We start from the raw sequence: 4,659 nt of genomic DNA, 5'->3' as shown, positions 1-4,659 counted from the left end.
AGCAGGAGCAGGTCGGAGATGAGCGGTACGGCGTCGGGGTCGGTCTGCTCCTCGTCCGGCAGCCCGGCCGCACGCTCCTGCACCGCGATCTCGGCGAACACCTCGAGGGCCCGCCAGTCCGGTGCGGTGCCGGCGGCGAGGTGGTCGCGCAGTGCGCGCTCGGCCACGCCCGCGTCGATCACCAGCACGAGCGCGTCGGCGCCGTGCTCGGCGACCCAGTCACACAGGGTCGCGGGGGCGTAGCGGCGCGCCCGCGCCGTGGTCACCACGCGTCGCACGCTCGGCCGCGGCACCGACCGGGCCCGCAGCAACGCCACCACGTCCCGGTAGTCCGCCGGGTCCCGATGGGTGCGCACCCCGGCGAGGAGGGCGACGACGACGCAGACGGTTCCGAGAAGCATGCTCACACCCCTGACGTACGGCCCACCGGCTGCGGGCCTGGTTCCAGGGAGGGAAACGTCGGGGTGACGCGGCGGGTTACGGGGCGGCCGCCCGCACCCCGCAACGGTCTGGACCGGGGTCCCCGAAGGTGCGCGTTCGCGCCCGGGAGCCGCCCGTCAGTGGTAGGTGACCTTCACCGTGTCGGTGACCGGCACCGCCTGGCACCCGAGCCGGATCCCGTCGGCGATGTCGTCCTCGTCGAGCACGTCGTTGTGCAGCATCTTCACCTCGCCCTCGAGCAGGCGCACCGCGCACGCCGAGCACTCCCCCTCACGGCAGGAGTACGGCGCCTTGATGCCCTTGGACTCCAGGTGCTCGAGCAGCTTGGTCCCCGGCGCCCAGTCGTCGAACGCGTAGTCCTGGCCGTCCAGCTCGACCTCGAGACGCGCCGGACCCTGCGGCTGCTGGCCCGCCGAGTCCCCGGCGTCGAGGTCGTCGGGGTCGTGCTCGGCGTCCTCGATCTCGTGCTCGGCGACCTCCTGCTCGTGCAGGTCGCCGAACGGGTTGCCGCCCAGCGAGATGAACTTCTCCTGGTGCCGCCGCTCGCGGGGGAACCCCAGCTCCTTGAGCGCCGCGACGACGAGCTTCATGAACGGCGTCGGCCCGCAGACGAACGCGTCGAAGGAGGCGTGGGCGCCGGCGAACGCCGCGACCTGCTGCTGGCTCGGCAGCCCCTGCACCGTCTCCAGCCAGTGCACCACCTGGAGTCGGTCCGGGTGCTCGGCCGCGAGCCGGGTCAGCTCCCCGGCGAAGATCACCGACCGCTCGTCGCGGTTGGCGTAGAAGAGCACGATCCGGCCGGTCCCCTGCTGCAGGGCCGTGCGGGTGATCGACATCACCGGCGTGATGCCGCTCCCGGCGGCGAACAGGAGCAGGTCGGCGTCCAGCGACGCCGGCGTGAAGATCCCGCTGGGCGGCAGCACCCGCACGGAGTCGCCCTCGCGCAGGTGGTCGCAGATCCAGTTCGAGGCGTACCCCTCGGCGGTGCGCTTGACCGTGATCGTCAGCGGCCCGCCGTCGACCGGGCTGCTCGAGAGCGAGTAGCACCGCGCGGCGACACCCGTCTGGTCGCTGGGTACGGCGAGCGTGAGGAACTGGCCGGGCTGGTACGCGAACTGCGCCTCGGCGCCGGCCGGCACCGCGAAGGAGACGGAGTGCGCGTCCGCGGTCTCCTCGACCACGTCCACGACCTTCAGCTCGTAGGACTCTTCGGTCATCTGGTGGCCACCTCAGTAACCGTCCTCGGCCCCGATGGGGATCCGGCCCTCACGTACCGCGGCGTCGATGCTGGCGACCAGTCGCGGACAGCCGGCGTACACCGGACGCCCGCCGGGCTGCGCCGCCATTCTCGCGAACTCCGGACAGTGCCCGAGGGCCTCGTCCGACCACTGGATGGAGGTGTGGTGCTCGCTGTTCTTCTTCACGCCGACCGTGGCGAGGCAGTCCAGGCAGGACACCTCGACCAGCCGGGCCCGCGTGTAGAGCCGCTGGTCCTCCAGCGTCTCGGGGCTGGTGGGGACGAAGGACGCCATCAGGTGCCCGTCATGATCGGCGGCGTGGACTCCGGGTCCGGGCTCTGCTGGTCCTCGGCGCTCTTGCGGGCGAGGTTCTCGGCGACCTCGGCGCGCCAGTGCTCGTTGGCCTTGGTGGTGTCGACCTCGAACTCGAAGCGCTCGGTCATCTCCGGGGTGACGTCGGCCTTGTCGACGTAGAACTGCTCGTACCAGCGGCGCAGCTGGTAGACCGGGCCGTCCTCCTCGCACAGCAGCGGGTTCTGCACGGGCGCCTTGTTGAGCCAGATCGCGACGTCCTGCTCGAACCCCTCCTTGAACGTCTCGGAGTAGCGCCGGCCGATGTACTCGGCGGTGGCGTCGTCGACGCCCTCGGGCTTCTTCACGCACAGGCCGTACTGGAGCTTGAAGGAGTTCTGCGAGGTCGGGATGTGGCAGTTGATGAGGATGACCTCGGTCTCGAAGCCCTTGTAGTCGACGTTGATCCAGTTGATCATGTACGACGGCCCGTAGTACGAGGCCTCCGACTTCAGCATCAGCCCCTCGTCGCCGTAGCCGGCGCCGTCCACGTCGGGGCGCCCGGTCGACTCCATGAACTGGGTTGCGACCTGCCCCTCGAACACGTTGCGGAAGCTCGTGGGGAACGCGAAGTGGATGTAGAAGAAGTGCGCCATGTCCACGACGTTGTCGATGATCTCGCGACAGTGCGCGTTGGGTACGTCGAGGACCTCCCAGGTCCAGTCGGTGTACTCGTCGGTGCCCACCCCCGGCAGCTCCGGCGGGAGGATGTCGAGATCGGGCTCGGAGCCCTCCACGTCGTGCCACACCATCACCTGGCCGTTGCGCACCACGACCGGATAGCGCTGGGTGCGCGCCCGCAGCGGCACCCGCCGGGCGTACGGGATCGCCTTGCACTTGCCGTCGCCGCCCCACCGCCAGTCGTGGAACGGGCAGGCGATCTCGTCGCCCTTGACCGTGCCCTGGGTCAGGTCGCCGCCCATGTGGCGGCAGTAGCCGTCGAGCGCGTTGATCTGTCCCTGGGAGTCCTGCCAGACGACGAGCTTGCCGCCGAAGGCCTCGATCCCGTGCGGCTGGCCGTCCGCGAAGGCCGAGACGAGACCGAGGCAGTGCCAGCCGCGCGCGAATCTCTCGGGCGGCGTGCCGCGGTCGAGGGCTCGGGCGCTGGACGGGGTCGGGCTCATGGCGTGCCTCCAGACAGGTGGACCAAAACGAGAACAGGTTATAGTTTTTGGGTCGCGGTTGCCAGCAGCACCCACCTTCCCACCGCCACCAGACTCACGGGAGTCCCGTCATGCACATCGCCCTCACCCCCGAGCAGGAGCGGCTCCGCGAGGAGCTGCGGGACTACTTCGCCGCCCTCGTCACCCCGGAGGTGCGCGCCGGGCTCTCGGCGGCGACCGGCGAGTTCGGCGACACCGGGGTCTACAAGGACGTGATCCGCCGGCTCGGCGCCGACGGCTGGCTCGGGATCGGCTGGCCGGAGGAGTACGGCGGGCAGGCCCGCTCGATGGTCGAGCAGCTGATCTTCACCGACGCGGCCGCGGTGGCCGGCGTACCCATCCCCTACCTGACCCTCAACACCGTCGGGCCCACGATCATGCGCTTCGGCACGAGCGCGCAGAAGGACTACTTCCTCCCCCGCATCCTGGCCGGCGACCTACACTTCTCGATCGGCTACTCCGAGCCCGGCTCGGGCACCGACCTGGCCTCCCTGAAGACCCGCGCGGTGCGCGAGGGCGACGAGTGGGTGATCAACGGCCAGAAGATGTGGACCTCGCTGATCCAGTACGCCGACTGGATCTGGCTCGCCTGCCGCACCGACCCGGACCTCCCCCGGCACAAGGGCCTCTCGATGATCCTGGTGCCCGCCGACGCCCCGGGCTTCTCCTACACCCCCGTGCACACCGTCGCCGGGGTGAGCACGAGCGCGACCTACTACGAGGACGTGCGGGTGCCGGCGGCCAACCTCGTCGGAGAGCTGAACGGCGGGTGGTCGCTGATGACCAACCAGCTCAACCACGAGCGGGTCGCGCTGACCTCCGCCGCGCCGCTCACCTACTCGATCGACCTGGTGCGGCGCTGGGCGCAGGAGACGAAGAACCCAGACGGCCAGCGGGTGATCGACACCGAGTGGGTCCAGATCGCGCTCGGCCGCGCGCACGCCCGTACCGAGGCGTTGCGGCTCATCAACTGGAAGCTCGCGGCCGACGCCGACGCCGGCGTCGACCTCTCCCCCGCCGAGGCGTCGGCGACGAAGATCTACGGCTCGGAGCTCGCGACCGAGGTCTACCGCTCGCTGATGGAGATCGTCGGGCCCGACGCCGGCGTGACCGGCGACTCCGACGGCGCGGTGCTGCAGGGCCGCCTCGAGCGGTTCTACCGCTCCGCGCTGGTGATGACCTTCGGCGGCGGCACCAACGAGATCCAGCGCGACATCATCGGCTACGTCGGGCTCGGGCTGCCCGCGGCGAAGAGGTAGGTCATGGACTTCCAGTTCACCCAGGAGCAGGACGAGGCTGCCGAGCTGGCGGCCGGCATCCTGAAGGACCGCACCACCAACGAGCGGCTCAAGGCCGTCGAGGCGGGCGGCGACCGGTTCGACCGCGTGCTGTGGGCCGAGCTGGGGACCGCCGGGCTGCTCGGGCTCGCGCTGCCCGAGGAGTACGACGGCGCGGGGCTCGGCCTC

At 70.6% G+C, this 4,659-nt stretch carries 6 protein-coding genes; 2 read left to right on the top strand and 4 right to left on the bottom strand.

Annotated features, from left to right (window positions below):
* The 4 genes from VGD85_RS06140 to VGD85_RS06125 form a co-directional block, all read right to left on the bottom strand.
* Nucleotides 1–401 (bottom strand): hypothetical protein (locus VGD85_RS06140; RefSeq protein WP_331062563.1); only part of this gene is annotated, 401 nt, incomplete at its 3' end.
* A gap of 156 nt (nt 402–557) precedes the next feature.
* Nucleotides 558–1,658 carry a ferredoxin--NADP reductase gene (locus tag VGD85_RS06135; RefSeq protein WP_331062562.1) on the bottom strand — a complete coding sequence of 367 codons (1,101 nt, stop codon included), beginning with the start codon at nt 1,656–1,658 and terminating at the stop codon, nt 558–560.
* A 12-nt stretch (nt 1,659–1,670) separates the two neighbouring features.
* Nucleotides 1,671–1,973: a hypothetical protein gene (locus VGD85_RS06130; protein ID WP_331062561.1), complete on the bottom strand. Its 303-nt coding sequence runs from the start codon at nt 1,971–1,973 to the stop codon at nt 1,671–1,673.
* Nucleotides 1,973–3,154, bottom strand: coding sequence for a Rieske 2Fe-2S domain-containing protein (locus VGD85_RS06125; protein WP_331062560.1), 1,182 nt, complete (start codon nt 3,152–3,154; stop codon nt 1,973–1,975). Before VGD85_RS06125 ends, VGD85_RS06130 begins: the two co-directional genes overlap by 1 nt.
* 110 nt (nt 3,155–3,264) lie before the next feature.
* Here VGD85_RS06125 and VGD85_RS06120 point away from each other — a divergent pair, with 110 nt between their 5' ends.
* The gene (locus VGD85_RS06120) at nt 3,265–4,452 is read left to right on the top strand and encodes an acyl-CoA dehydrogenase family protein (protein WP_331062559.1); all 1,188 of its coding nucleotides are present in this window, start codon (nt 3,265–3,267) and stop codon (nt 4,450–4,452) included.
* A gap of 3 nt (nt 4,453–4,455) precedes the next feature.
* The coding region (locus tag VGD85_RS06115; protein ID WP_331062558.1) for an acyl-CoA dehydrogenase family protein at nt 4,456–4,659 on the top strand (204 nt) is incomplete at its 3' end.

This window comes from Nocardioides sp. (assembly GCF_036401255.1).
Taxonomy (GTDB): Bacteria; Actinomycetota; Actinomycetes; order Propionibacteriales; family Nocardioidaceae; genus Nocardioides.
The sequence above is the reverse complement of the archived record's forward strand: the minus strand, read 5'-3'. Positions and strand labels throughout refer to the sequence as shown.

Bases quoted from the DNA above. Each gene is read 5' to 3' on its own strand.
- VGD85_RS06135 (WP_331062562.1), bottom strand. From the start codon at position 1,658: ATGACCGAAGAGTCCTACGAGCTGAAGGTCGTGGACGTGGTCGAGGAG.
- VGD85_RS06130 (WP_331062561.1), bottom strand. From the start codon at position 1,973: ATGGCGTCCTTCGTCCCCACCAGCCCCGAGACGCTGGAGGACCAGCGG.
- VGD85_RS06125 (WP_331062560.1), bottom strand. From the start codon at position 3,154: ATGAGCCCGACCCCGTCCAGCGCCCGAGCCCTCGACCGCGGCACGCCG.
- VGD85_RS06120 (WP_331062559.1), top strand. From the start codon at position 3,265: ATGCACATCGCCCTCACCCCCGAGCAGGAGCGGCTCCGCGAGGAGCTG.